The organism is Thiocapsa rosea (genome assembly GCF_003634315.1).
In the GTDB taxonomy this organism is placed as follows: Bacteria; Pseudomonadota; Gammaproteobacteria; order Chromatiales; family Chromatiaceae; genus Thiocapsa; species Thiocapsa rosea.
Genome location: NZ_RBXL01000001.1, coordinates 776,547 through 801,647, shown reverse-complemented (window position 1 = coordinate 801,647; position 25,101 = coordinate 776,547). Strand labels below are relative to the sequence as shown.

Annotated in this window: 25 protein-coding genes; 21 read left to right on the top strand and 4 right to left on the bottom strand. The window is 64.2% G+C overall.

Annotated features, from left to right (window positions below):
• Window positions 1-4 precede the first annotated feature (4 nt).
• Genes hemN through BDD21_RS03580 form a run of 3 tightly spaced genes read left to right on the top strand, consistent with a single transcriptional unit; the run spans window position 5 to window position 3,384 of the window.
• Window positions 5-1,366 (top strand): oxygen-independent coproporphyrinogen III oxidase, encoded by a 1,362-nt coding sequence (gene hemN / locus BDD21_RS03590; protein ID WP_120795975.1) that lies wholly within the window; start codon window positions 5-7, stop codon window positions 1,364-1,366.
• Entirely contained in the window at window positions 1,363-1,968 is a 606-nt protein-coding gene (gene bchJ / locus BDD21_RS03585; RefSeq protein WP_170164677.1) for a bacteriochlorophyll 4-vinyl reductase, read from the top strand. The genes hemN and bchJ overlap by 4 nt, the downstream gene beginning before the upstream one ends.
• 57 nt (window positions 1,969-2,025) lie before the next feature.
• Window positions 2,026-3,384 (top strand): AMP-binding protein, encoded by a 1,359-nt coding sequence (locus BDD21_RS03580; protein ID WP_245969386.1) that lies wholly within the window; start codon window positions 2,026-2,028, stop codon window positions 3,382-3,384.
• A gap of 223 nt (window positions 3,385-3,607) precedes the next feature.
• On the opposite strand, the gene BDD21_RS03575 is transcribed toward BDD21_RS03580, so the two are convergent.
• Together BDD21_RS03575 and crtD are read right to left on the bottom strand one after the other, a co-directional pair.
• Window positions 3,608-4,489: a carotenoid 1,2-hydratase gene (locus BDD21_RS03575; protein ID WP_342769591.1), complete on the bottom strand. Its 882-nt coding sequence runs from the start codon at window positions 4,487-4,489 to the stop codon at window positions 3,608-3,610.
• A gap of 32 nt (window positions 4,490-4,521) precedes the next feature.
• Window positions 4,522-6,018 (bottom strand): 1-hydroxycarotenoid 3,4-desaturase CrtD, encoded by a 1,497-nt coding sequence (gene crtD / locus BDD21_RS03570; protein ID WP_120795973.1) that lies wholly within the window; start codon window positions 6,016-6,018, stop codon window positions 4,522-4,524.
• A 118-nt stretch (window positions 6,019-6,136) separates the two neighbouring features.
• On the opposite strand from crtD, the gene BDD21_RS03565 reads away from it, so the two are divergent.
• The 18 genes from BDD21_RS03565 to lipA all read left to right on the top strand — a co-directional run bounded on the left by BDD21_RS03565 (window position 6,137) and on the right by lipA (window position 22,413).
• Window positions 6,137-7,003 carry a polyprenyl synthetase family protein gene (locus BDD21_RS03565; RefSeq protein ID WP_120795972.1) on the top strand — a complete coding sequence of 289 codons (867 nt, stop codon included), beginning with the start codon at window positions 6,137-6,139 and terminating at the stop codon, window positions 7,001-7,003.
• A gap of 405 nt (window positions 7,004-7,408) precedes the next feature.
• The gene (locus BDD21_RS03560; protein ID WP_120795971.1) at window positions 7,409-8,524 is read left to right on the top strand and encodes a methyltransferase; all 1,116 of its coding nucleotides are present in this window, start codon (window positions 7,409-7,411) and stop codon (window positions 8,522-8,524) included.
• Between the two features lie 95 nt (window positions 8,525-8,619).
• Window positions 8,620-9,573: a chlorophyll synthesis pathway protein BchC gene (gene bchC / locus BDD21_RS03555; protein WP_120795970.1), complete on the top strand. Its 954-nt coding sequence runs from the start codon at window positions 8,620-8,622 to the stop codon at window positions 9,571-9,573.
• Window positions 9,574-9,599: 26 nt separating this feature from the next.
• Window positions 9,600-10,568: a chlorophyllide a reductase iron protein subunit X gene (locus BDD21_RS03550; protein WP_425470276.1), complete on the top strand. Its 969-nt coding sequence runs from the start codon at window positions 9,600-9,602 to the stop codon at window positions 10,566-10,568.
• Complete coding sequence (gene bchY, locus BDD21_RS03545) at window positions 10,561-12,057, top strand: chlorophyllide a reductase subunit Y (RefSeq protein ID WP_120795969.1); 1,497 nt, start codon at window positions 10,561-10,563, stop codon at window positions 12,055-12,057. The genes BDD21_RS03550 and bchY overlap by 8 nt, the downstream gene beginning before the upstream one ends.
• 25 nt (window positions 12,058-12,082) lie before the next feature.
• A complete protein-coding gene (gene bchZ, locus BDD21_RS03540; protein ID WP_120795968.1) occupies window positions 12,083-13,522 on the top strand; it encodes a chlorophyllide a reductase subunit Z in 1,440 nt (479 codons plus the stop codon).
• Window positions 13,523-14,353: 831 nt separating this feature from the next.
• Window positions 14,354-14,497, top strand: coding sequence for a light-harvesting antenna LH1, beta subunit (gene pufB / locus BDD21_RS03535; protein WP_093033233.1), 144 nt, complete (start codon window positions 14,354-14,356; stop codon window positions 14,495-14,497).
• Window positions 14,498-14,577: 80 nt separating this feature from the next.
• On the top strand, window positions 14,578-14,790 hold the full coding sequence (gene pufA, locus BDD21_RS03530) for a light-harvesting antenna LH1, alpha subunit (protein ID WP_211334969.1): 213 nt from the start codon (window positions 14,578-14,580) through the stop codon (window positions 14,788-14,790).
• A 115-nt stretch (window positions 14,791-14,905) separates the two neighbouring features.
• On the top strand, window positions 14,906-15,742 hold the full coding sequence (gene pufL, locus BDD21_RS03525) for a photosynthetic reaction center subunit L (protein WP_120795967.1): 837 nt from the start codon (window positions 14,906-14,908) through the stop codon (window positions 15,740-15,742).
• 16 nt (window positions 15,743-15,758) lie between these two features.
• On the top strand, window positions 15,759-16,730 hold the full coding sequence (gene pufM, locus BDD21_RS03520) for a photosynthetic reaction center subunit M (RefSeq protein WP_120795966.1): 972 nt from the start codon (window positions 15,759-15,761) through the stop codon (window positions 16,728-16,730).
• On the top strand, window positions 16,727-17,809 hold the full coding sequence (pufC, locus tag BDD21_RS03515; protein WP_120795965.1) for a photosynthetic reaction center cytochrome PufC: 1,083 nt from the start codon (window positions 16,727-16,729) through the stop codon (window positions 17,807-17,809). The genes pufM and pufC overlap by 4 nt, the downstream gene beginning before the upstream one ends.
• Window positions 17,810-18,010: 201 nt before the next feature.
• Window positions 18,011-18,145 carry a light-harvesting antenna LH1, alpha subunit gene (gene pufA / locus BDD21_RS03510; protein WP_120795964.1) on the top strand — a complete coding sequence of 45 codons (135 nt, stop codon included), beginning with the start codon at window positions 18,011-18,013 and terminating at the stop codon, window positions 18,143-18,145.
• Window positions 18,146-18,279: 134 nt separating this feature from the next.
• Complete coding sequence (pufB, locus tag BDD21_RS03505) at window positions 18,280-18,423, top strand: light-harvesting antenna LH1, beta subunit (protein ID WP_120795963.1); 144 nt, start codon at window positions 18,280-18,282, stop codon at window positions 18,421-18,423.
• Between the two features lie 87 nt (window positions 18,424-18,510).
• Window positions 18,511-18,714 carry a light-harvesting antenna LH1, alpha subunit gene (gene pufA, locus BDD21_RS03500; RefSeq protein ID WP_120795962.1) on the top strand — a complete coding sequence of 68 codons (204 nt, stop codon included), beginning with the start codon at window positions 18,511-18,513 and terminating at the stop codon, window positions 18,712-18,714.
• A 95-nt stretch (window positions 18,715-18,809) separates the two neighbouring features.
• Window positions 18,810-19,238 (top strand): secondary thiamine-phosphate synthase enzyme YjbQ, encoded by a 429-nt coding sequence (locus BDD21_RS03495; protein ID WP_120795961.1) that lies wholly within the window; start codon window positions 18,810-18,812, stop codon window positions 19,236-19,238.
• A gap of 3 nt (window positions 19,239-19,241) precedes the next feature.
• The gene (locus tag BDD21_RS03490) at window positions 19,242-20,543 is read left to right on the top strand and encodes a RuBisCO large subunit C-terminal-like domain-containing protein (protein WP_120795960.1); all 1,302 of its coding nucleotides are present in this window, start codon (window positions 19,242-19,244) and stop codon (window positions 20,541-20,543) included.
• 48 nt (window positions 20,544-20,591) lie between these two features.
• Window positions 20,592-21,164: an isopentenyl-diphosphate Delta-isomerase gene (gene idi, locus BDD21_RS03485; protein WP_120795959.1), complete on the top strand. Its 573-nt coding sequence runs from the start codon at window positions 20,592-20,594 to the stop codon at window positions 21,162-21,164.
• 253 nt (window positions 21,165-21,417) lie between these two features.
• Window positions 21,418-22,413, top strand: coding sequence for a lipoyl synthase (gene lipA, locus BDD21_RS03480; protein WP_120795958.1), 996 nt, complete (start codon window positions 21,418-21,420; stop codon window positions 22,411-22,413).
• Between the two features lie 11 nt (window positions 22,414-22,424).
• On the opposite strand, the gene BDD21_RS03475 is transcribed toward lipA, so the two are convergent.
• Both BDD21_RS03475 and BDD21_RS03470 read right to left on the bottom strand, forming a co-directional pair.
• Entirely contained in the window at window positions 22,425-23,459 is a 1,035-nt protein-coding gene (locus tag BDD21_RS03475; RefSeq protein WP_120795957.1) for a M14 family metallopeptidase, read from the bottom strand.
• Window positions 23,460-23,553: 94 nt separating this feature from the next.
• Window positions 23,554-24,978, bottom strand: coding sequence for a glutamate-cysteine ligase family protein (locus tag BDD21_RS03470; RefSeq protein WP_120795956.1), 1,425 nt, complete (start codon window positions 24,976-24,978; stop codon window positions 23,554-23,556).
• Between the last annotated feature and the right edge of the window lie 123 nt (window positions 24,979-25,101).

The following is a 25,101-nucleotide window of genomic DNA, read 5'->3' as shown; positions in this document are numbered from 1 at the left end:
AGACATGGCGCCTCCACTCCCTTCAAGCCTACCGATCGAACTCCTCGAGCGGTTCGGACATTTGCCGCCGGGGTGCGCCTTGGCGGCCTCGCAGATGGGTGGTGATGCGGCTTTCTCGGATTCGAACTATAAAGAAGCGCTCATGGGGCTGCGCGACAGCCCCGATGAGCACGTTTCCGTGTACGTGCATGTGCCCTTCTGTCACGTGCGCTGTCTCTACTGTGCGTGCAACACGACCATCACGCACAGCGAGGATAAGGTCGACCAATACCTCGATGCCCTCGACCGGGAGATGGGCTTGGTCACCGACATCATCGGTCGGGGTCGGGTCACCGACCAGCTTCACGTCGGAGGCGGCACGCCGAACCATCTCAACGAGCCTCAACTGGCTCGACTGATCGAGATCGTGGAGCGCCACTTTCGGATTGCGGAAAAAGCCTGTACCTCGATCGAATGCAACCCGCGCCGGACCTCGGCCGGTCAGCTCGACCTTCTCTACGGGCTCGGGTTCAAGCGCATCAGTTTCGGTGTGCAGGACCTCAACTCGGACGTTCAGCGCGCGATCGGCCGCGTCCAGTCGCTCGATATGGTGCGTGACGTCTTTCTGACGGCGCGCGACACCGGGTTCGAGAGCATCAATCTCGATCTGATCTACGGCTTGCCTTTCCAGACGCCGGAGGGGTTCCAGGCGACACTCGACCAGATCGTCGCGCTCGGGCCGGATCGGATCGCCTGTTTCAGCTACGCTCACGACCCCGTGAGCAGGCCCCATCAACACGCCATCAGTGCAGACCACCTTCCGTCGGTGGCCGAGAAGCTGGCCCTGTTCCATCAGGCCGTGCAGTCCTTCTCGGCAGCAGGGTATCGCTGGGTCGGTTTGGATGTCTTTGCGCGCGAGGCAGACGAGTTGACCAGTGCCCAAGACGAGCGCCGCCTCTATCGCAACGCGATCGGCTACACCCCGATGCCGGCCAAACAGGTGCTCGCCTTTGGCCCGAGCGGGATCGGGGAGGTCGGCGGTGCATTGGTTCAGAACGCGCCGGACCTCAAGACCTGGCAGAGTTGTGTGTCCTCGGGGCTGCTGCCCGTGTCCTGGGGACGTCGGCTGAGCGATCAAGATCGGCGCCGTCGCGAGGCCATCCTCTATCTCATGTGTAACCTCGAGCTGCCCGCCTCATCCGCTCACGGTTTGGAGCATGAGTACGAGAGTCTCTGCCGCGACGGCGGACGTGGCCTGCTCGAGGTCACGGACGACGGGATTCGGGTTACCGAGGAGGGCCGTTATCTGCTGCACGGGCTCTGTGTCGAGCAGGACGCGTCGGTCGACTGGGGAAGCACCCAGTGGCGCGCGACGGCTGGGCCATGAACGCGCCGACCGATTTCGGTGCGTCCGCACGGGTCGGACCCAATGCCGTGATCCGTGTCGCCGAGGCGTTGGAGGCAGCTCGCGGCGCCGACGCCGTTGCCCGGGTGTTTCAAGCGGCCGATCTCGAACACTATCTGACGGCGCTCCCGAGCGAGATGGTCGACGAGCGCGAGGTCGCCCGTCTCCAAGCCGCGCTGCGCGATCAACTGGGCCTAGAGGTTGCCCGGCCGGTGTCGCACGATGCGGGTTTGCGCACGGGCGATTATCTCCTCGCCAATCGCATCCCGCGTCCCGTCCAGCGCCTCCTCACGATCCTGCCGGCGCGCTTGGCGAGCCGCGTTCTCATCTCGGCCATTCGTCGCAACGCCTGGACCTTTGTCGGCAGCGGCGTCTTCGACGGTACGCCCGGTCGCCCGACCAGGCTATCGGTGACCGATGGTCCGATCTGCCGCGGCGCTTCGGCCAACCAGCCTCTCTGTGATTTCTATGCAGGGAGCTTCGAGCGCCTGTTCTCCCGGCTCGTCCATCCGAACGCGCGTGTCACCGAGATTGCCTGCCAGGCCAACGGCGCCGAGTCCTGCGTCTTCGAGGTCCGCTGGTAGCCTCGATTCCGTCGGCTGCTGACTCTGCCTCTCTCGATTCGGTCGCAATCGCACCTCTTGTCTGATCCATTCGGTATTCACGGCGCCATCCTCTTGGATCGCACCCGACGAGGTCGTGTCGGGCGCGATGCACCTGTCGGCGAGACTGTTGCCGCGCTGACGCATCAGGGGCTTCGGCCGGGACAGGTTGTCCTCTGTCCGGATACCCCCGTGATCGAGCCGGTGACGATGATCCTGGCGCTCATGCGGATCAGAGCGGCATTGTTGCCGTATCGCACCGGTCTGACCCCGAACGAACGCCTTGAATTGGCGACCTCGACCGGGGCGGAGTGGCGTTGGTGTCCCGAGTCCAAGATCCTGGTCCCGATCAAGCATGCGGCCGGGGCCGTATCTGCGAGTCCCTGGTCCTCGGATTCGGAACTCGCCTTGCTCGTGAAGACCAGCGGCAGCAGCGGCGGACCCAAGGTCGTGATGTTGACCCGCGAGAATCTCCTCGTCTCGGCTGCGGCTGTGAATCGGCGCCTCGGTTTCGGGTCCGATGATGTCTGGCTCTGTTGTCTGCGTTTGAGCCATATCGGCGGTCTGGCGATCATTCATCGCTGGGCGCTCGCCGGGGCGACCCTTGTCCTGCATGAGGGATTCGACGCGCAGGCCGTTGCCGAGGATCTGCAGCGTTGCGCGGTGACCCATGTCTCTTTGGTACCGCCGATGTTGGTCCGCCTGCTCGAGACGGGCGTCGCGCCGCCGCGCTCGCTGCGCGTCGTGTTGGTCGGTGGGCAAGCCTTGAGTCCGGTGCTGGCCGAGCGCGCACTTGATGCCGGATGGCCGCTCTTTCTCACCTACGGCATGACCGAGGCCACGTCTCAGATCGCGACCTCGGCGCATGCGCTCGAGCGCGTCCCCGCCGACGGCCGCGTGGGTCCGTTGCTCCCGGGTGTGGAGATCGATCGGCGCGACGGATTCGAAGGCCCGAGTCGACTTCGGGTCCGCGGGCCCATGGTGATGGCGGGTTACGCCAATCCCAGACGTGTTGCGGGTCAGGGGCTCGCCGAGGGTTGGTTCGAGACCTCCGACCTGGGCGGCATCGACGCGGCAGGTGAGCTTTGCGTTGTCGGACGCGCCGATGACGTCTTGGTCATCGGCGGCAACAACGTCTCACTGGTCCGTGTGGATGGGCTGCTCCGCGCGGCCCCCGGCATCGCGGATCTCGCCGTCGTCGCACTCGAAGACACGATCTGGGGACATCGCTTGGTGGTGGTCTACGCCGGCGATCTGGACGAGCCGGCATTCGAGCGCTGGTGCGACGGCACCCTCTCGGGTGCCGAGCGACCTCGCACATTCAAGCGGGTCCCTGCGCTCCCGCTGCTCGATTCGGGCAAGTACGATCGGATCGCGATCCGTGCCCTGGCGCTTTAAACCGCGTCCAGAGCGACATGCGTCATTTCTATTTTGCGCTTGGCTTCGGAGATGTCCTTGATCTCGGTGGGGCGCGGTTTAAATTTAATCTTTTTAATACCTTAAACCGCGTCCCCGCTAGGGGCCGTGGATGCACCAAACGCCGAGCGCACTCGAAATTCAGCATCTCGCTCTGGGCGCGGTTTAATCCGCAAACCGTCTGTCGCCGCGTCCCGGCGGCGCTTCAACCCCCGACCCGCGGCATCCGAAACGGCAGCATCAATTGGACGATGCGCGAGGCGAAGCGATCGAGGGAGAGGCTCTCGTGCACGCAGGTCGCGGTCTCGCCGGCCAGGCGTGTCTCGACGAGCGAACGTGCATAAAAGGGCGTGTCTTCCAGCGTCTCGACGACGCGGGCCTCATGCCCCGGCTCGCATTGGGTCCCGCGCTTGATGCGCCAGATCCCGGTCGTGGGCAGCCGCACCCGCGGCGGTGGCGCGAATTCCTCGACCTCGCCAGAGGCATTGAAGCGCAGCGCGAGCCCGGCGCCGGTCCCGTGACGCGCGGTCACGTCGTAGAGCATGGTGGTGCCAGACGGCGTATTGGCGCGCGACCAGTCCCAACACACGAAGGCGTCCTCGAGCGGCTCCTCCCCGCGATTGGAGTCGAGATAGGCGTGCCCGCTCCAGCGCAACGCCGGTTTTTCCAGATCGACCTCCACGCGCGAGATGGGCGCGATCGGCCACCAGACATGACGCCCCGCCGGATCGAGCGTGAACTCGCGCGTGTTGACGGCGGCCGGGATCACCCGAATCCGCCCGCGCACGTGCGAGGGGATGGGTGCGGTGATCTCGTTGACCTCGATGGTCAGCGCCGTGCCGTCCCAGGTCAGATGGCTCGGCCCGATATCGAGTCGCCCCGGTGACTGGCGCAGCGCCTTGCGCCCGCGCTCGGTCATGGTCCAGCGCTTACCGGCCTTGCCGTAAAGCGCGACATTGAGCGCGCAATGATCGAGCGGGTCCGGGTTGCCGCGCCGCCGTGCCCACGCGTAGTAGGGCGAGAAGACACTGCCGAGCATGGCGATGATGGTCAGGCCGTGGTCGCCGTCATCGCTCAACGCATCCACATACCACCACAGATAGCCGCCGGGCGTGATCCTCAGGTCGAAGCGAGGTCCGCGAGCAGTGTCGCTGCCGCCAGGCGTCCCGACATCGCCGCCATCGGCACCCCGGCTCCCGGATGCGCGCTCCCCCCCGCCAGATAAAGCCCCGGCACCTTGCTGCGCGACGGCGGACGCGTGAAGGAGGCCCTCCATCCGTGTGATGCCTGGCCGTAAAGGGCCCCGCCCGTCGCCGGGAAGAGCTGGTTGAAGACGGCCGGCGTCGTAACGACGCTCGTCTCGGGTGTCCGATGTACCTGGAGCCCACAGCGCTCCAGGAGTGAGAATGCCCGCTGCTCGCATTGCTCGATCTCCGCGGTGTCGAATGGGTGCCGATCGCCCTTCGCCGGGGCGTTGAGAAGGCAGAGTAGACGCTCGGGTCCCTGCGGTGCGGCGTCGTCGTGGGCGCCGCGATCCTGAGCGCAGATGTAAACGGTCCCCTCGCGCGGGACTTGGCCGCGGCCGAAGATGTCTTCGAACTCGGCCGGATAGTCCCGACAGAAGAAGACGCTGTGGCGCAACAGCGGGAAGCCCTCGGTGCGTGCGACCAGGCTCCAGGTGATGGCCGAGAGCGAACGCTCGGACGGCGAGGTCTTGGCCACGGCCTGCCCCACGCCTGCCCCCAAGTACCCGGCCGAGAGCGCGGCGGCGTCGCCGTTGAAGACGACGGCGTCGGCTTTGAGCTGCTCGCCCGAGCCGAGTCGAACCCCGCGGGCGCGCCCGCGTTCGACCAGGATCTCGGCCACGTCGGCCCCGTAGGTGATGCTCGCGCCGAGCGATTCGGCCAGCCGCGCCAAAGCCACGGCCGTCTGGTGCATGCCGCCCTCGACCGACCAGACGCCTTGACGCTCGACATGGGCGATCAGCATCAGGGTGGCCGGTGCGAGGAAGGGCGAGGAGCCGCAATAGGTCGAGTAGCGCCCGAAGAGCTGGCGCAGACGCTGATCCTTGAAGTGCTCGCCGAGCGACTGCCAGAGGCTGTCGAACGGTTTGATGCGGCGCAGACCCGGAAAGCCGCTGATCCCGCAGCGACTCACCAGACTGAGCGGGTTGGGTCGCGAGGACCGGATAAAGGGCCCGTCTAGCGTCTCGAAGATGGTGCGCGCGTGCTCGCAGAAGCCGCGGTAGCGTTTCGCCTCGGCCGCGCCCGCGAAGTCGCCGATCGCCTCGATGGTGCGCTCCTCGTCGGCGTAGAGGTCGAAGCGCTCATGCTCGCTCCACGCATGGCGTGCTAAGATCTCGAACGGCTCGAGCGTCAGATAGTCGGTTAGGGATGCGCCCGCTTCTGCGAAGATCTCCTCGAAGATCCAGCGCATCGTGAAGACCGTCGGTCCGGCGTCGATGTGTTGATCTCCGACCACGACCTCGCGCATCTTTCCGCCCGGTGCGGCGGCCCGTTCGAGGACACGCACCTCCAGGCCGCGCGAGGCCAATTGAACCGCGGTGACGAGCCCGCCGATACCGGCGCCGACGACGATGACTTTCTCTGTGGGCATCCGATGATGGCCTCTCTTTCGATTTGTATTTGACGCCGTTGGCGTCCATGTCTATTGTACATGACACTTGTGAGTGTCAACTAATATTTACAGATCGGCGGCGACCGGGGGAGCGGCGATGGACCCAACCACGCGAATCGAGCAAGCATTGGCAGCGGCCTTGGAGTCGGTGACGACGTCGGCCTGCCCGCCCAGGCTTGCAGAGGCGGTTCGCCATGCCGTCTTCCCGAGCGGTGCGCGCGTGCGACCGAGGCTCTGTTTGGCCGTCGCTGCGGCCTGCGGCAGCCGCGATGTCGAGGCAGCAGATGCTGCGGGCGCCTCCATCGAGCTGCTGCACTGCGCATCCTTGGTCCATGACGACCTGCCCTGTTTCGACGACTCTCCGTTGCGCCGGGGTTTGCCCTCGGTCCATCGGGCCTACGGCGAGCCGCTGGCCGTGCTGGCCGGCGATGCCTTGATCGTCCTCGCCTTCGAGAACCTTGCCCGTGTCTTGGGCAACAGCCCCGAGCGTTTGGCGCCGCTGCTGATGACCGTCAGCCGAGCCGTCGGGATGCCGTCCGGCATCGTCGCGGGGCAAGCCTGGGAATGCGAGCCCAAGGTCTCGGTCGCAGACTATCACCGAGCGAAGACGGGCGCGCTTTTTGCTGCCGCAACCGCGGCCGGTGCCCAGGTGGCCGGTGCCGATGCAGACGCTTGGCGCGTGGTCGGCGACAAGATCGGCGAAGCCTATCAGGTCGCGGACGATCTGCGTGACGTCGCCGCCAGCGCGCAAGAGGTCGGCAAGCCGGTCGGGCGCGATGCCGTGCTGAACCGACCGAGTGCCGCCGGCGAGCTCGGCGTGGACGGCGCGGTCGCGCTGCTTCGCGGGTTGGTCAAGGGTGCCATCGATGCGATCCCGCCGTGTCCGGGGTCCGCGCAGCTTGCCGAGGTCCTGATGTCGGAGTCTCGTCATATCATGCCGAAGGGCCTCGCCGATCGCGCTTAAACCGCGCCCGTTGAGAGATGCGACGTTTGTCGGATTGGCTTGGCCGCGCCAGCTCCGACGACCGTCGGAGCTGGCGCGGTTTAAGGCATTAAAAAGATTAAGATTTAGTATCTTAAATCGCGTCTTGCCGCGGTCGAGGATATCCTCGACGCCAAACACAAAGTGAAAATGACGCATGTCGCTCTGGACGCGGTTTAGGTCGCGTCGGTTCGCACGTCAACCAACCGCTGTCGGTCGTTCGCGCCTGTGGTGTGCCGCCTATTGTGTGTCGTTGGACGACGCCGCTCGGGCGGGACGCGATTTTCAGCCCTGGTTTTCGACAGGGACCTGCTCTGCACGTCCCAGCGGTCATTTTCGCCTTTAACCTTTCTTTAACCTTCTTATTCATTCGTCGAGGTTTAGGACGTGTCGATCTTTGATTCCTGGTTGGGTGTACGCAACCGTCTCCTGGCAAGCCCCGGTTTTCAGCGCTGGGCCTCGGCCTTTCCCTTGACCCGCCCGATTGCACAGAAACGTGCGCGCGAGCTGTTCGACATCGTCGCCGGGTTCGTCTATTCGCAGGTCTTGTTTGCGTGCGTACGCCTGAAGCTGTTCGAGATTCTCGCGGAGGGTTCGCAGAGCGCGGACGCCTTGGCCAAGCGGATGGCGCTTCCGCCCGAAGGCGCGATTCGCCTGCTGCGCGCCGCGGTCAGTTTGCGTCTGGTCGCCGTGTGCGAGGACAAGCGCTACGCCTTGGGCGAGCTGGGCGCGGCCATGATCGGAAACCCCGGGATTGCCGCCATGGTCGAGCATCACGCGATGGTCTATGCGGATCTCGCCGATCCGGTCGCCCTGCTGCGGGGCGAGGCGGAGCGCACAGCCTTGTCGAGCTATTGGTCCTACGCGGCCAACACCGACGCGGCGAGCGTGGACGAGCAATCGATCGACGGCTACACGGCGCTCATGTCCGACAGCCAGTCCCTGATCGCCGGCGATGTGCTCGATGCCTACTCGCTGAAGGATTGCAAATGCCTCTTGGACGTCGGCGGCGGCGACGGCACTTTCCTGGTGACGGCCGCCAAGCGTTGGCCGCATCTGAAGGTCATCTTGTTTGATCTTCCGGCGGTCGCCGAGCGCGCGCGCGCGCGCTTCGAGCGCGAAGGGCTCGCGGATCGGGCCACCGCGGTCGGGGGCGACGTGATGCGCGATCCCTTGCCGGAGGGCGCGGATGTCGTGTCTCTGGTCCGGGTACTGCACGATCACAACGACGAAGAAGCGGACGCGATCATCAAGGCCGCTCGGCGCGTCTTGCCGACTGGCGGAACCCTCTTGGTCGCCGAGCCGATGTCCGGAACGTCGGGCGCCCAGCCGATCGGCGACGCCTATTTCGGGTTCTATCTCCTCGCCATGGGCAGCGGGCGCCCACGCACCCCGGTGGAGATCGAAAACATGCTCCGGCTCAACGTCTTCGATCCAGTGCGTTTGGTGCCGACCGCGCGGCCGATCCTGACGCGCTTGCTCGCCGCGACGCGCATGGCCTGAGGTCCGTTCCGTGCAAAAGTCCGGCGCTTTGTGCCGGACGCGCTCGAGTTGGGTTAAACTCCAATGCCTTTGATTGCTACTCTCAGGGTCGAACATTGAACCTCGATACCCTCGCCGTCGTTCTCGATCAGCCCGAATCCCTCGCGCTCAAGCCGCTGACGCTCACCCCGCCGGGCGACGCCGATGTCATGGTTGCGATCGAATGGAGCGGAATCAGCACGGGCACCGAGCGTCTGCTCTGGTCCGGGCGCATGCCGAGCTTCCCCGGCATGGGCTATCCCTTGGTGCCCGGCTACGAATCGGTCGGTCGCGTGACCTGGGCCGGCGATCGGTCGGGGCTCGAGGTCGGCCAGCGCGTCTTCGTGCCCGGGGCGCGTTGCTACAACGAGGCGCGCGGTCTGTTCGGCGGAGCGGCCTCCCTGATCGTGCTCCCCGGCGAGCGGGCCGTGCCGGTCAGCGATGCGCTCGGAGAGGATGCCGTCCTGCTCGCGCTGGCCGCGACCGCCCATCACGCGATCGGCGGCCTGAATGCCGGCCCCGTCGACCTCATCGTCGGACATGGCGTGCTGGGTCGGCTGGTGGCGCGGATCGCGGCCTTGGCCGAGGGCGCTCGCCCGACGGTGTGGGAGACGAACCCGGAGCGCGCGCAAGGCGCCGAAGGTCATGGCTATCAGGTCGTCGCGCCGGATCAGGACCACCGCACGGACTATCGGCGCATCTGCGACGTCAGCGGCGACTCGGGAATCCTCGACACCCTGATCGCACGCATGGCGCCGGGCGGGGAGGTCATCCTCGCCGGGTTCTACAGCCAACCTCTGTCCTTCTCGTTCCCGCCGGCCTTCATGCGCGAGACGCGCATCCAGGTCGCTGCCGAATGGCGTCCGCCGGATATCGTCGCGGTCAAACAGCTCCTCGATTCGGGACGTCTGTCGCTCGACGGGCTCATCACCCATCGCGAGCCCGCGACCCGTGCCGATGCGGCCTATCGCACCGCGTTCGGCGACCCCAACTGTCTGAAAATGATCCTGGATTGGAGATCGATCTCGTGAGTGTATCCGTCAAGAGTCCCGCATTGGTGCCCGGGCGCCAATCGACCAAGGATCCGGTCGGCGCACCCTCGATCGCCACGCCCTCCATCAAGGAGACCCAGATCATCGCGATCTACGGGAAGGGCGGCATCGGCAAGAGCTTCACGCTGGCCAATCTGTCCTACATGATGGCGCAGCAGGGCAAGAAGGTCCTGCTGATCGGCTGCGATCCCAAGAGCGACACCACCACACTGCTGTTCGGCGGGCGTGCCTGTCCCACCATCCTGGGAACATCGGGCGAGAAGAAGCGTGCCGGCGACAAGGTCAGCATCGGCGACGTCTGCTTCAAGCGCGACGGTGTCTTCGCGATGGAGCTGGGTGGTCCCGACGTGGGTCGGGGCTGCGGCGGTCGCGGTATCATCCATGGCTTCGAGCTGCTCGAAGGGATGGGCTTCCACGAGTGGGATTTCGACTATGTCCTGCTCGACTTCCTCGGCGACGTGGTCTGCGGCGGCTTCGGTCTGCCGATCGCGCGCGATCTCTGTCAGAAGGTGATCGTGGTCGGCTCGAACGACCTGCAATCACTCTACGTCGCCAACAACGTCTGCTCGGCGGTCGAGTATTTCCGCGGATTGGGCGGCAACGTCGGCGTGGCGGGCATGGTGATCAACAAGGACGACGGTACCGGCGAGGCCCAAGCCTTTGCCAAGGCCGTGGAGATCCCGATCCTGGCGACCATCCCGGCACACGAGGAGATCCGGCGCAAGAGCGCCAATTACGAAATTATTGGCCGACCGGGCGATCGCTGGGGGCCGCTGTTCGAAGAGCTGGCGACCAACGTGGGCCTGGCGCCGCCGATCCATCCCAAACCGCTGGATCAGGATGGCCTGCTGGGTCTCTTCACGGGCGATGTGGTCGGCCGGCATGTCGTGCTCGAGCCGGCGCGGCCCGAGGACATGTGCAGTGCCGAGACCTTCAAGAAACCCTCGCTCGAGGTGATCTACGACGATGTCTGAGCAATCCGAGCGCGAAGGGCCGATCGTGGATCGCTCGGTCGACGCGGGAGAGGGGGGCGGTTGTCACGGCGGCGCCGAGACCTTGCACGCCGCCGCGGTTGCGTCGGGAAACCGCGAGCTGCTGAAGCGCTATGCCGAGGACTATCCGAAGGGCCCGCACGATCAACCCCAGACCATGTGTCCCGCGTTCGGCGCCTTGCGCGTCGGGTTGCGCATGCGGCGCACGGCCATGGTGCTCGCCGGCTCGGGCTGTTGTGTCTACGGCCTGACCTTCACCTCGCACTTCTACGGTGCGCGCCGCTCGGTCGGCTATGTACCCTTCGACTCGGAATCGCTGGTCTCGGGCGCACTCTTCGAGGACGTGCGCGAGGCGGTGCTCAAGCTCGCCGATCCGGATCATTACGACACCATCGTGGTGATCAACCTCTGCGTGCCGACCGCCTCGGGCGTGCCGCTGCGTCTCTTGCCCAAAGAGCTCAACGGCGTGCGCATCCTCGGGATCGACGTACCCGGATTCGGGGTGCCCACCCATGCCGAGGCGAAGGACGTGCTCGCCGGAGCCATGCTGCAGTATGCGCGCACGGAGGCCGAGCAAGGTCCGGTGCAGGCACCGCGCGGGGGGCGCAGCGAACGGCCGACCGTGACCCTGCTCGGCGAAATGTTCCCGGCCGATCCGGTCGGCATCGGGATGATGCTCGAGCCGATGGGACTGGCCCCGGGCCCGGTCGTGCCGACCCGCGAATGGCGCGAGCTGTACGGGGCGCTCGACTGTCGCGTCGCTGCGGCCATCCATCCGCAATACACCGCGAGCGCGCGCGAATTTGGCCTGGCGGGTCGCCCCGTCGTCGGCTCGGCTCCGGTCGGGTGCGAAGGCACCGCGAGCTGGCTCGACGCGATCGGAGCGGCCTGCGGGATCGCTCAGGCCAAGGTCGATCTGGCCAAGAACAAGATCTTGCCGGCCATCGCCGGTGCCCTGTCGGGCAGTCCGATCAAGGGCCGGGTGACGGTCTCCGGCTACGAGGGGTCCGAGCTGCTGGTCGCGCGTCTGCTGATCGAGTCCGGTGCGGACGTCCCCTATGTCGGCACCGCCTGCGGACGCACCCCCTGGTCCGAAGCGGACCTCGCCTGGCTGGAGTCGCGCGGGGTGCCGGTTGCGTTCCGTGCGTCGCTGGAGCAGGACATCGCGGCCGTGAAGGCGCTGGAGCCTGATCTCGCGATCGGGACCACGCCGGTCGTGCAGGCGGCCAAGGAGATGAGCATCCCGGCGCTCTATTTCACGAATCTCATCTCGGCGCGTCCGCTGATGGGGCCCGCGGGTGCCGGTTCTCTGGCGCAGGTCATCAATACGGCGCTGGCCAATCGGCATCGCTTCACCGCCATGCGCGGCTTCTTCGAGGGCGTGGGTGCGGGCGAGACCTGCGGGATCTGGGATCAGCCGCCCGTGTCGGTCGCCGTGCCCGCCCCCTCCCCAGTCGTCAAGCCACTTTGAGTCCGGTCACGAGGACGTTTTACCCATGTTGATCAACGACCTCGACCGCGCCGGCGGTTACTGGGGCTCCGTCTACGTCTTCGCGGCCATCAAGGGCCTGCAGGTCATCATCGACGGGCCGGTCGGCTGCGAGAACCTCCCGGTGACCGCCGTCCTGCACTATACGGACGGGTTGCCGCCGCACGAGCTGCCGGTGGTCGTCACCGGTCTGGGCGAGGAGGAGCTGGGCCAGAAGGGGACCGAGGAGGCGATGCGTCGCGCCTATGCCACCCTGGATCCCAAGCGTCCCGCCGTGGTGGTCACCGGCTCGATCGCCGAGATGATCGGCGGCGGTGTCACGCCCGAAGGGACCAACATCCATCGTTTCCTGCCGCGCACCATCGACGAGGATCAGTGGCAGAGCGCGAATCGCGCCATGTACTGGCTGTGGAGTCAGTACGGCCTGAAGAAGGGCGGGATGCCCAAGGCCAAGCCGCGCAAGCCGGGCGAGTCCCCGCGCGTGAACATCATCGGACCCATGTACGGGACCTTCAACACCCCGTCGGATCTCGCCGAGATCAGGCGTCTGGTGGAAGGGATCGGGGCGACGGTCAATCAGGTCTTTCCGCTGGGGAGCCATCTGGATCGGGTCCCCGAGCTGGTGAATGCAGAGGTCAACATCTGCATGTACCGCGAGTTCGGTCGCAGCCTCTGCGAGGCGCTCGAGCGACCCTTTATCCAGGCCCCGATCGGTCTGCACAGCACGACCAAGTTCCTGCGGACCCTCGGCGAGCTGCTCGAGCTGGATCCCGAGCCCTTTATCGAGCAGGAAAAGCACACGACGATCAAGCCCATTTGGGATCTTTGGCGGTCGGTGACACAGGACTTCTTCGGCACGGCCAGCTTCGGCGTCGTGGCCACCGACACCTATGCGCGCGGCCTACGCCATTTCCTCGAAGACGAGCTGGGTCTGCCCTGCAATTTCGCCTTCTCGCGCAAGGCCGGCGTGAAGCCGGACAACGATGCCGTGCGCGAGGCGGTGCACAAAAGGACACCGCTGATCGTCTTCGGCAGCTACAACGAGCGCATGTATCTGTCCGAGATCGGCGCCCGCGCGACCTATATCCCGGCGTCGTTCCCCGGTACCGTCATCCGTCGACATACCGGAACGCCCTTCATGGGCTATTCGGGTGCGACCTATCTCGTCCAAGAGGTCTGCAACGCCCTCTTCGACGCGCTCTTCAACATCATTCCGCTCGGCACGGATCTCGACAAGGTCGATGCCACGCCGGCCCGACTCCATCGCGAGCTGCCCTGGGACGAAGACGCCCTCGCGGCGTTCGACCGCATCGTGGATTCCCAGCCCGTGTTGGTGCGCATCTCCGCCGCCAAGCGCTTGCGCGATGCCGCGGAGCGCGCCTCGCGCAATGCAGGGGATGAGCGGGTGAGTCTCGATCGCGTGGTCGAGGCGCAGCGGTCGGTCTAGCGGCCGACCCTCCTGTTGGTCGCAAGTTGGATTGGCTTGGCCGCGCGGGCTCCGACGACCGTCGGAGTCGGCGTGGTTTAAAGTATTGAAATATATTAAATTATAAGCTGCGTCTCACCGAGATCGAGGGCATCTCCGAAGCCAAGCGCAACATGAAAATGACGCATGTCGCTCTGGCCGCGCTTTAGCCCGTGGGGAAACGGGCGGGGCGGTGCGTCGCCCGGATTCAGCTCTTGTCGGGTCGGCCGGCGACCCCTCGTTTACTTCCCCCGTTGCCGCGTTCTTCTTCAGTCTGCCGTTTGCGCCGGCTCGAAAGTCTCGCCGCCACGTCTTCCGCGCCTGTTTTCCCAGCCGTTTCTTCACGCTCACCCTGCATTCGTGGCCGGCGTGTCCCCTGCTGATTGTCCGAGCGCAGCTGCGGCGTAAAAGAGGTGTAAATGTAGATTGACATCTACGTCAGTCAAGCTAGACTGACACCTAATCCAGTCACTCCGCAAAGCGTTCGTACCGAACCCGTGAGACCCGACCTGAACAATCCGCGATTCGACGTTCCGAGCTTCTCGCCGGTTGCGTCGCGCAAGACTCCCTCGGAGGTCGAGGTCCACGGGCGAGGTCATTCGCCGAGCGCTGACCGTTGGAATCTGTCGCGCGGAGTGCTTGCTCCGTTCGACATGAGTTGCACGTCCCTTGTTTCGGGACGATGGAGTCGAGAGGCTGATCGGGCGTTTCGAGCAGCTTCTCCGTCGCGGCCCTTTGGTCCGCGACGAAACCCCCGCCGCACGGGGTCGGTGCGGCGTCACTTAGGTTCATCTCCTACTGGAGGATCGATCAATGGCTGAAAACACCAGCATGTCCGGCATGACCGAAGAAGAAGCGAAAGAGTTCCACGGCATTTTCGTGCAGAGCATGACCACGTTCTTCGGAATCGTGATCGTTGCGCACATCCTGGCGTGGCTGTGGCGCCCCTGGCTGTAGCAAAACCCAATTCAGCGCTGGCGCCCGAGGGTGCCGGTCGCAAGGTTATCTAACTCGTCCTGATTCCAGGAGAAACAAATATGTTCTCGACCGAAAGCTTGTGGAAAATCTGGCTGATCATGGATCCGCGTCGCATCCTGGTCGCCCTCTTTGCGTTCCTGATCATCCTTGGTCTGGCTATTCACATGATTCTGCTCAGCACCGCAGATTTCAACTGGCTCGAAGACGGCATCCCCGCCAAGTCCAATGTCAGTCAGATGCAAGTGACGCCGGTTGTGCCGCAAAGGCAATAGCGTCCTTTACGGGGGTGGCAGGGGAGGCTGGACCCATTGGCCAGGCCCCACCTACCGCCGACAGTGCTAAGAGGAGGCAGCCGAATCGGATGCCTCCCCAGCAGAGGATTTTACGATGGCCATGCTCAGTTTTGAGAAAAAATACCGCGTCCGTGGCGGGACGCTGATAGGGGGAGACCTATTCGACTTCTGGGTGGGGCCGTTCTATGTCGGCTTCTTCGGAGTCTCGGCGTTCTTCTTCGCATTGTTAGGTACGCTCTTGATCGTCTGGGGCGCCACCCTCGGTCCGACGCCTGAGCTGCAGACATTCAACATCTGGCAGATCAGCATCGCTCCCCCGGATCTCAGCTACGGCCTAGGAATGGCTCCGCTCGATCAGGGCGGTCTTTGGCAGTTCATTACCCTCTGTGCGATCGGGGCATTCGTCTCTTGGGCGCTGAGGCAGGTCGAGATTTCCCGTAAGCTCGGAATCGGTTTCCACGTCCCCTTCGCCTTCAGTTTCGCGATCGGTGCCTTTGTGACGCTCGTAGTGATTCGTCCCATCTTGATGGGTGCGTGGGGTCATGGCTTCCCGTACGGAATCATGAGCCACTTAGACTGGGTTTCGAATGTGGGTTACCAATACCTGCACTTCCATTACAACCCGGCCCATATGCTCGCGATCACTTTCTTCTTCACCACATGTCTGGCGCTGGCGATGCACGGCTCCCTGATCCTGTCGGTGACCAATCCCAAGAAGGGCGAACCGGTCAAGACCGGCGAGCACGAGAACACCTTCTTCCGGGATCTGATCGGCTACTCCATCGGCGCACTTGGTATCCATCGTCTAGGTCTCTTCCTGGCGCTGAGCGCGGTCTTCTGGAGCGCCGTCTGCATCGTGATCAGCGGACCCTTCTGGACGCGCGGCTGGCCGGAATGGTGGAACTGGTGGCTTGAGCTTCCGCTCTGGTAGGGTCTAGGAGACAACAATGGCTGAATATCAGAACATTTTTACAAGCGTGCAGGTGCGCTCTCCGGCTTACCCCGGAACGCCAATGCCGAAAGGCAATCTGCCGCGAATCGGCAAGCCGATCTTCTCCTACTGGGCGGGTAAGCTCGGTGATGCTCAGATTGGTCCCATCTATCTCGGGTTCACCGGTGTTGCATCCCTTCTCTTCGGCTTTGTCGCCATCGAGATCATCGGCTTCAACATGGCGGCTTCCGTAAATTGGAGCCCGATGGAGTTCCTGAAGAACTTCTTCTGGTTGGCGCTTGAGCCGCCACCGCCGTCCTACGGTCTCAGCATCCCTCCTTTGGGTGATGGCGGCTGGTGGCTGATCGCCGGTTTCTTCCTGACTGCATCCATCATTCTTTGGTGGGTCCGGACCTACAAGCGGGCAGCGGATCTGGGTTTGAGTCAGTGGCTGTCGTGGGCGTTTGCAGCGGCGATCTTCTTCTATCTAAGCTTGGGCTTCATTCGCCCGGTGTTGATGGGGAGCTGGGCGGAGGCGGTGCCTTTCGGTATCTTCCCTCACCTTGACTGGACGGCGGCCTTCTCGATTCGGTACGGGAACCTGTATTACAACCCGTTCCATATGCTCTCGATTGCCTTCCTGTATGGCTCGGCCTTGCTGTTTGCCATGCATGGCGCGACCATCCTCGCCGTCAGCCGCTTCGGTGGTGATCGCGAGATCGACCAGATCACGGATCGCGGCACGGCAGCCGAGCGCGCGGCACTCTTCTGGCGCTGGACGATGGGCTTCAATGCCACGATGGAATCGATTCATCGCTGGGCGTGGTGGTTCGCAGTCTTGACGGTCATCACCGCAGGCATCGGGATTCTCCTGACCGGCACGGTGGTCGACAACTGGTATCTGTGGGCCGTGAAGCATGGTGTCGCTCCCGTCTATCCGCTTGACGGCGCTGTGGATCCGACGCTGTTGCAGGGGGTTTCGCAATGAAGATGGCTAATTACACGTCGATCCCGCTGGCCGCTGTTGTCGCTTCGGTTTTTGTTGCGGGCTGTGAAGCTCCGCCTCCCGAGACGGTGCAGTTGGGTTACCGCGGACTTGCAATGGAGCATGTCCAAAACCCCGGCGATCTGGCTCGCAGCTATAAAGCGAACCAGCCTCCCGAGGTGATTCCGGCGGCACCGCCGGGCGGACCGAAGGTCTCCGAGGTTTACGAGAACGTTCAGGTCCTGAGTGATCTTACCGTTGCGGACTTCACCCGCTTGATGGTGGCCGTAACGACTTGGGTCTCTCCGGAGCAGGGTTGTAACTACTGCCATGTGCCGGGCAACTGGGCGTCTGACGACATCTATACGAAGGTCGTATCGCGGAAGATGTTCGAGATGACGCAGCAGGCCAATTCGGCATGGAAGGACCATGTCGCGGATACGGGCGTCACCTGCTATACCTGTCATCGTGGCAAGCCGGTACCCGAGTACGTCTGGACAACCGATCCGGGTCCGAGACTGCCGTCCGGTGTGGCTCCGACGGGCCAGAACATCGCTTCATCGACGGTTGCTTATGCGTCCTTGCCGTTCGACCCCTTTACGCCTTTTCTCGATCAGGCGAACGAGATTCGGGTCATCGGCGATTCGGCCCTGCCGAGCGGCAACCTGGCTTCGACCAAGCAGGCGGAGTGGACTTACGGCTTGATGATGCACCTGTCCGACGCACTCGGCGTCAACTGCACCTTCTGCCACAACAGTCGCTCCTTCTTTGCCTGGGATCAGAGCACCCCGCAGCGCACCACCGCCTGGTACGCGATCCGGCATGTGCGTGAGATGAACCAGGAATACATCTGGCCGTTGAACGAGGTGTTGCCCGAGACGCGGAAGGGTCCGCTGGGCGATCCCTACCGTGTGAGCTGCGCGACCTGCCATCAGGGCGCTTATAAGCCGCTTTACGGTGCTCAGATGCTCAAGGACTACCCCGCACTCGCAGGTCCGACCCTGATTGCGGCGCCCGAGGAAGCGGCTCCGGTCGAGCCCGCGGCAGAAGCAGCGCCCGCGGAGCAGCCGAAGCAGTTGTAAGCAAGTCGGCCGGCTCGGCTGGCTGACGAAGGCAAGGAGGCCAAAAGCAGCGCCGGATTCCGGTCCGGCGCACGTCGGGTGAGATGGTTCAGCAGGCCGTGCCCTTCCTTGGCTCCGATCGAGCCGCGGGGCAACGATTGAAGGCCCACCGGGCGTTTGCTGATACAGCAGCACCCATCTGATAGTCACTGGAGTACACAGATGCATAAAGTTTGGCAGATCTTCGATCCGCGCAGAACACTCGTAGGCTTGTTCTCATTCCTGCTCGTCCTGGGTTTGTTGATCCATTTCATCCTGCTCAGCAGTCCGGGCTTCAACTGGCTCGGGGGCGTTTAGTCCGGTGTGCGCATCGGGAGCGTCCGAGTCGCCGTAAAAGGGCGCACGGACGGTCCGATCCACTGTGGTCCCCGCCGCGGGGAAGTTCGCGGTAACGGCCAACTGGCCAAAACATGACAAGTGAGGGTAATTCCATGGCTGAAGTGAAAAGCACGTCCGGTCTGACCGAAGAAGAGGCGAAGGAATTTCACGGTATCTTCGTGCAGAGCATGACCGGGTTCTTCGGCGTCGTCATTGTCGCTCACATCCTTGCATGGCTCTGGCGCCCCTGGCTGTAGTCGAGCGCCTTGGACTCGTGATGGATTCCGACGGGAGGAGCGCAGCGATCTGCACCGTCCCGCTTTACGTCTTTAGGAGATAAACTCATGCACAAAATTTGGCAGATCTTCGATCCGCGCAGAACGCTGGTTGCTTTGTTCGGTTTCCTGTTGGTGCTCGGGCTGTTGATTCATTTCATCCTGCTCAGCACGGCCGACTTCAACTGGTTGTCCGACGGCGTGCCCGCTACCGGTAAGGCTGCCGCTGTGACCCCTGCGGCACAGATGGCTCCCCTGCCTGCCGGCCGTTAGATCGGGCCGCGAGTTGCGATCTCGGGCGAGCGGCGTGCAACGCCGCCCCTGCCCGAGATCGCAGCGCTCGAAGCACCCCGTCCGAAGCGCTACGCATGTTCTTCCCCTGCGAATCGATCGTCCTCCGCACGACTGCACCGATCGAGATCATCGATATCACGACACTCGTCCAGACACGCTTCCAGGGTTACGGAATCGTTCAAGGTCAAGTGACCTTGTTCTCGCCCCACACGACCGCATTCGTCTGTCTGAACGAGAAAGAGCCGATGTTGCAGCGCGACATGCTCGATTTCCTTCATCGCCTCGTTCCCGCCGATTCTGATTTTCGTCACAATCGCGATCCGGTTGACGGTCGCCTGAACGCACATTCCCATCTGCTCGGGCTCTTGATGACCGCATCGCAAATCATACCGGTCGCCGACGGACGTTTGCTGCTCGGCGGATGGCAATCGATTTTTTTTATCGAATTGGATGGCCCGCGCGACGAGCGTCGGCTTCTGATGCAGGTCAGCGGAGAGCAGTAGCGGATGACGGCAGCCGATCTCGAAGGGTTTTTTGCGGACGCGGATACCCTAGATCCCGACGCCTATCTGCGTCTCGACTATTACCTGGAGTGCCGGGGAGACCCGCGTGTTGCAGTTGCACATTTCTGCTCGGAGCAGTCGACTGCCCAGTGGCGCCGCGTCGGCTCGGGCGAGGATCTGCGCGGCGAGTTCGGCGCGAAGGTCGTCCATCTCGCCGTCGATGCGACCCTGCCGGAATTCAGCTACGGGTTGAAGTCGCCTGGCGAGGGCGAGATTCATGCGTGTCGTGTCCGCATCGCCCATCCCCACCGCAACTTCGGTCCTCGCATTCCGAACCTGCTCAGCGCGGTCTGCGGCGAGGGCACCTTCTTCTCGCCCGGCGCGCCGGTCGTGAAGTTGCTCGATATTCATTTTCCCGACGCCTATCTGAGTCGGTTCGACGGTCCAGGCTACGGTGTCGAGGGTTTTCGTGACCTGCTCGGGGTTTACGATCGTCCGATCTTCTTCGGGGTGATTAAGCCGAACATCGGACTGGCGCCGGAGGATATGGCGGAACTCGGCCTTCAGGGTTGGTTGGGCGGGCTGGATGTCGCCAAAGACGACGAGATGCTTTGCGATACCGATTGGTGTAGCCTCGAACGACGCTCGGCGCTGTTGGGCGCCGCGCGGCGTAGCGCGGAAGCGCAGACGGGCACCGCGAAGGTCTACCTGGCCAATGTCACCGACGAGGTGGATCGGTTGACCGACCTGCATGACTTGGCTGTCGAGAACGGTGCCAACGCCCTGCTTGTCAACGCACTGCCGGTCGGATTGAGCGCTGTTCGAATGCTTGCTCGGCAAACGCGCGTGCCTTTGGTGGCACATTTTCCGATGATTGCCGCCATGAGCCGCATGGAGCGCTTCGGTATCAGCTCCGTGGTGATGACTAAGCTGCAGCGACTCGCCGGGTTCGACGTCATCATCATGCCGGGCTTCGGAGGTCGAATGTTCATGTCGGATGCCGAGGTTTGCCGCAATGCCGCCGCATGCCTGGAGCCGATGGGCCATCTTCGCCCGAGCCTGCCGGTGCCCGGCGGAAGCGATTGGGCGGGGTCGCTCAAGCGGGTCCACGATGCGCTCGGAACGCGCGATTTCGGCTTCGTGCCGGGGCGCGGCGTCTTCGGCCATCCGATGGGGCCCCGTGGCGGTGCCGCAAGCATCCGCCAGGCTTGGGATGCCATTGCTGCCGGGGTCCCGATCGAGGATCACGCCATTCATCACGCGGAGCTGAGCGCCGCGATCGACGCCTTCGGTTCCAGAGCCTAAGGCGGCTTGAATCGACGTCGCGCCGCGACGTTTCGTTGGAGGTCATGCTTGAGTGCTCGAATCGTACCGCCGCTCGCGGCAGACGCCTTGGAGCGTGCGTCGCAGCGCGACGCCTGCGAGGAAGTCGTCCTGGTCGATGACCGGGATGTTGTCCTCGGTTGCGCAGGGAAAATCGATGCGCATCGTGACGGCCAACTGCACCGCGCCTTCTCGATTCTGGTCTTCGACGCGGACGATCGGCTCCTTCTGCAGCGACGCGCCGACGTCAAGTATCATTTCGCGACGCGTTGGTCCAACACCTGTTGCGGCCATCCCCGGCCGGATGAGCCGACCATCCAGGCTGCCGGGCGGCGTCTGAGGGAAGAGTTCGGAATCCGCGTGCCGCTCGCCGAGCGCACCCAACTCATCTATCGGGCCGAGGATCAGGCGTCGGGTCTGATCGAGCACGAATATCTTCACGTCTTCTTCGGCGTTTACGCCGGTGATCCGAGGCCTGATCCGTCCGAGATCGGGGCTTGGCGATGGATGTCCGTCCCGGCCATTCATCGCGCTCTCGCACGCCGACCCGAGTGGTTTACTCCCTGGTTCGCCTTGCTGATGAATCGTCTGTTTCCGCGATGAAATAGCCCCGAAGGATCTGCGCGCGGTATGCCGACCCCGCGCGCGCACCTGCACGGACCGACGGCGGCCTGGTGATCGGCCGAGCGCACCCCAACCCTCTTCCGTCAACACGCGTCTGCGCTCCCGGTCGGATCCGATCGGCGCGGATGCGCGAACAGCGACATCGATCTCGGCACACTCTGCAGCCTCTCCGTCCGGTGGACGCGAGCGCTCGGTGCCGATTGCTCACTCCAAACCGTGCCCGATATCAAACATGCCTTTTGAACATCCGCTTGACGCCCCTTCTCGGACGACCCCCGACACCCATCAGCGCGGACATGACAAGGTTTCGCGCATCCCGGTCAAGGTCGAGCCCGCAACGGAGATCCTGCGTAAACCGGCATGGATCCGCGCCAAAGCGCCCGTCGGCGCTGGAGTCAGCCGGATCAAGAGTCTGCTGCGCAAGGGCAAGCTGGCGACCGTTTGTGAGGAGGCGATGTGCCCGAACTTGGGAGAGTGCTTCAGTCACGGCACGGCGACCTTCATGATCCTGGGCGACATCTGCACGCGACGCTGCCCCTTCTGCGACGTGGCTCACGGGCGTCCGCAGCCTGTCGATCCGGATGAGCCGCGACATCTGGCCGAGTCGATCGCGGTGATGGGCCTTCGCTATGTCGTGATCACATCGGTTGACCGAGACGATCTTCGCGATGGCGGAGCCGCGCATTTCGCGGCCTGCCTGGCCGCGGTTCGGGAGCGCAGTCCGGCGATCAAGCTCGAGGTCTTGGTGCCGGATTTCCGCGGACGCGAGGCGATCGCGCTGTCGCAGTTCGCGGGCGCGGGGGTTCCGGATGTTTTCAACCATAATCTCGAAACGGTGCCGCGGCTCTACCGGGAGGCGCGTCCCGGGGCGGACTACGCAGGGTCGCTGCAGCTTCTCGCCGCCTTCAAGGCGGCGCGCCCCGGTGTTCCGACCAAATCGGGGTTGATGCTCGGGCTCGGGGAGACACGCGAGGAGGTCGACGAGACCCTGCGGGATCTGCGCGCGCACGGCTGCGACATGCTGACCTTGGGCCAGTATCTCCAGCCCAGTCGTGACCATCTGCCCGTGAAGCGCTACTGGACCCTGGACGAGTTCGAAGACCTCAGGCGTTTCGCCGAGTCGATCGGGTTTTCAAGCGTTGCGAGCGCGCCGATGGTGCGCTCCTCCTACCACGCCGATCGTCAGGCGAGCGAGATTCTCGACGGCGCGACGTCGGCAGAGGACTGACGCATGGCACCTTAGTCTTCGGTCGGCAGATGGTCGCTGTAGCGTTCCATGAGATAACAGAGACAATCTTGGCGGATGACGACCTGATTGGTCGTCAGCATCGAGGGCATCACAGGCTGATGCAGCCGCAGCTCGTCGTCTTCGACGTGGAAATAGCGCTCGCCGACATCCCGGCCGTGCTCGTCGCGCACGTCCAGACCGATCCCCGAGCCCGGCGCGATGCGGCCGAAGGCCATGCCGCGGGGCAGCTCGCAGAAGTTGAGGTGCTCCAAGGCCGGATTGAGCTGCAGGTCGGCCTCCTCCGGAGAGAATCCGAACCCGACATCCTCGCGGATCTTCACCTGGGCAACCGTGTGGAAGAGATCGATATCCTGCGGCGCGACCGGATGGGGCGAGATGCGTGCGAGATGCAACGCGGCCTCGATGAAGCTGCGGGCGTGCTCGATCCCCTGCTGCTCGCCGACCTTGCCGCATTCCACCGTTACTGACGGACACAGCTCTGCCATGGCGAGCGACTGCACCCCGGCCGGTCGGGTGAAATAGACGACGATGCGCCCGAACAGATTCGCAAGGTTCAAAAACCGGTTGTCGATCCGATTCACGCAGGCGTAATGGGGATTGGAGCCCGTGTTGTTGTGAATGTCCAGACTGGCGAAGAGCCCGCGTTCGGCCATGATGCGCACGACTTCCGCCATGAGATCGTGCTCGGGGGTGTGCGCGCGATCGGTGCCGGGCCAGACACGGTTGTAGTCCGGCTGTCCGGGCAGTCGGCGCACCCCCGATGCCGCCGCGCTCACATTGCCGATGAAGAGGCTGAGCGCGCGCGGTAGGCGCAGCTCGCCGTAGCGCTCGAGCCGGTCGCGCAACAACGCGCGGATCGCCTCCCACCCGACCGTCTCGTTGCCGTGCATGAGCACCGACACGAAGAGTGCGGGCTCGCGGGCGCCGGGCAGATGGATCAAGGTCGGCGCGCCGAGCAGCCGATCCAGCTCATGGCTTTCGGCCTCGAGGATGCCTTCCGGAAGGTGATCGAGCTCTTGGAGCATGGCGTCTTGGTCGTCGATTCGCGAGTCGGTTGAAAGGTCAGTCGTGATTCGGTCGGCTCGTCGTGGTCGGTGCGCGGGAGCCCGGCCCATTGGATCAGCCAAGCAAGGTCCACTCGTGTACCGGCCGTCCGGTGTCTTGCTGTTCCAGGTAGGCTGCGGTCAGGCCGGCCATATCGGGGCCATGACGTGCAACCCAGGCGCGTTGCCACCGGGCGCCGGTTCGGCGCGTTTCGAGCCGCCGCTCGACGATGCCGAGCCAATGCGCGATCTCCGGCGGGTCGATGCCCGCAGCCAGCAGCCCGCGCCGCGCCCTCGGCAAGAGATCCTCTCGGAGAACACGGGCGACCGGCAGGATCGCGCCGTCGAGCCACGGAATCTCGGCATCGAGCCCTTCGCGCGCACAGGCATAAAAGGCTGCGCGGGTCTGCAGGAAGGGGATGCGGGACTCCAGTGGCTCGGATTGTCCGGCCAGATCGCGCACGGCGCCCAGATACAAGGCCGCATTCGCGACCATGTCCGACACCGTCGGGCCGGCCGGAACGACACGATGCTCGATGCGCAGATGCGGTCGCCTTGCCGCATCGAAGCCGAGCAACGGGCGGTTCCAACGCCAAATGGTACCATTGTGAAGACGCAGATGGGCCAGTGCCTGCGGCTCCTCGTCCATCAGGTGCGGGAGCAGCACCGGATAGCGGTCCAGGTTTGCGCGAAAGGTCTCCATGATCGAACGCTCGGCATACCGGAACCCGAAGCTCACGCGCTCCTGCAAGATGGGGCCGCCCGGGGAGACCGCCTGCTCGAACAGCGGGATCCGGGTCTCGTCCCAGAGGTCGTGTCCGAAGAGGTAGGGCGAGTTGGCCGCGATGGCGACCATGGGCCCGCTGATGATCTTCGAGGCGTTGTAGACGCGCGCCGCCTCCCCCGGGGTGACCTTGAGGTGGATCTGAAAGGAGGTTGCTGCGGCCTCCAACATGACATCGTGCCACTCCAGCGTGAGGCGGTCGCGACCCGCGATCTCGAGCTTCAGGGGGCGGTCGTGCCGCAGGGCAAAGATCTGGTCGTTGAGTGCGCGGTAACGCTGTCGCGGTGTCATCGCGCCGAGGCTCAGATGCTGCGGGCGCACGGTCGGTAGGATGCCGATCGTCAGGAGACGGGTCCCCAGCGTCTGCGCGACGCGGTCGCAGCGTTGCAGCGTCGCGGTCAGCTCGGTCGCGAATCTTGACAGGCAGTTGCCCGTCAGCGGCAACGGCGAGCCGTTGATCTCCGCGTTGAAGGTCGCGAGCTCCGCGACCACCAAGGGGTCGTTCAGACCCGCAAGGAGCGACTCGACCTCGGGTGCCGGATCCAGCCGAGGATCCACAAGCCAAGTCTCCAGCTCGAATCCCGCGGTCGGCTCGGCGGTCTCGAACCGATCCGAGGCGAGCCAGTGCTTCAAGAGCGCCGTCTCCTCGCGCAGCCTGGCGGTAAACTCGACGAAGTCCTGCTGGGTGAAATGCGCCTCCGCAATCTCCTGGCCCATGCCTTGCCCCCCCGTCAGGGTTGACTTAAACCGCGCCCAACGCGGTATGCGATGCTTTTGGATGGGATCGGCCCCGGCAGACTTGACGAGCGCTGGAGCCTGCGCGGTTTAAGGTATAAGAAA